Origin of the sequence: Pseudomonas sp. o96-267 (assembly GCF_003935465.1) — a bacterium.
Taxonomy (GTDB): domain Bacteria; phylum Pseudomonadota; class Gammaproteobacteria; order Pseudomonadales; family Pseudomonadaceae; genus Aquipseudomonas; species Aquipseudomonas sediminis.
The window spans coordinates 1-885 of record NZ_RHQP01000095.1; the positions used below are offsets into that span (position 1 = coordinate 1).

An 885-nucleotide genomic window follows, 5' to 3' on the forward strand; every position below is an offset into this window, starting at 1 on the left:
CGTCTTGCTCATGGTGTCTCCGGTTCGGAGCGACAGTGTCGCTCATGAGTCGGTTACACAAAAATTCGTACACCCTCAGGCCCTCGTTCGTGTTTTTGGCGCTACGGCCCGGTCAGTGGTGACCCCTACATCAACATCGCCTTCCCTGACGCCGGAACATTCTATTGGGGAGCAGCTTTCTCGGTGCCGAAGGGCGCGAAGCTGCATTTAGAGGGCAGTTTTCCGCATGCTCGCTATATGTCCCTAATCAGCTATGACCGTTTGGGTGCTCCTCTCGACTCAGTGGCCGACTACCTGATCGCGCCGAAGCCAGGTGCTAGCAACCCATATCTCTTCGGTGCAGACCGCAACAGTAAACAGCGCGGCTATAAAATCGAAGTGGTTAGCGAGCCGTTGAGCACTCCTATTCCATGGGGCGTTTACCAAGAAGCCAAGACCCGCGACAAGATCCATGCGCCTGGTCAAGCCGAAAACGGCCAGCAGCAACTGATTTATCGGATCTACGCAGGGGACAAAAAGGGGTGCCCGCAGAATTCGGAAAAAATCGTACGCTAAGGTTTTCCGGGCAATCGTAGCGGCCTGAACTTCCCGATCTCCAGCCTGCGGCTCTGCCGCCAGACGTAATCGCCAGTCAGGTTGATGTGCTCCCAGCCCAGCGGCAATAGGTATTGCAGCAGCTCGCCGCCCACCGACTTGCCAGCCTCGACCAGCCCCAAGTGATGCACTCCAGCGACGGAGGCTCTGTTGCAAAGATTGGCGGCAGTCAGAGGTAGGCTGTCGCTCTGCGCCGATCAGGCGGCTGCTGCGAAATGGTGGTTGAGCATGCCCATGGCCTCCGTCAGCGCCGAGGGCCCAATGCCAAAAGCTCTCTCCACAAGGCGCACC

2 protein-coding genes and 1 pseudogene are annotated in these 885 nt (G+C 58.0%); 1 reads left to right on the forward strand and 2 read right to left on the reverse strand.

Going from position 1 to position 885, the window contains the following annotated elements; all coding sequences use genetic code 11:
• Window positions 1-237: 237 nt before the first annotated feature.
• Window positions 238-555: a hypothetical protein gene (locus EGJ86_RS24890; RefSeq protein WP_125836948.1), complete on the forward strand. Its 318-nt coding sequence runs from the start codon at window positions 238-240 to the stop codon at window positions 553-555.
• Here EGJ86_RS24890 and EGJ86_RS25055 read toward each other — a convergent pair.
• Both EGJ86_RS25055 and EGJ86_RS24900 read right to left on the reverse strand, forming a co-directional pair.
• Entirely contained in the window at window positions 552-716 is a 165-nt protein-coding gene (locus EGJ86_RS25055; protein WP_158620923.1) for a hypothetical protein, read from the reverse strand. The genes EGJ86_RS24890 and EGJ86_RS25055 overlap by 4 nt on opposite strands.
• Window positions 717-791: 75 nt before the next feature.
• Window positions 792-885, reverse strand: a pseudogene (locus EGJ86_RS24900) (IS6 family transposase); the annotation flags it as partial.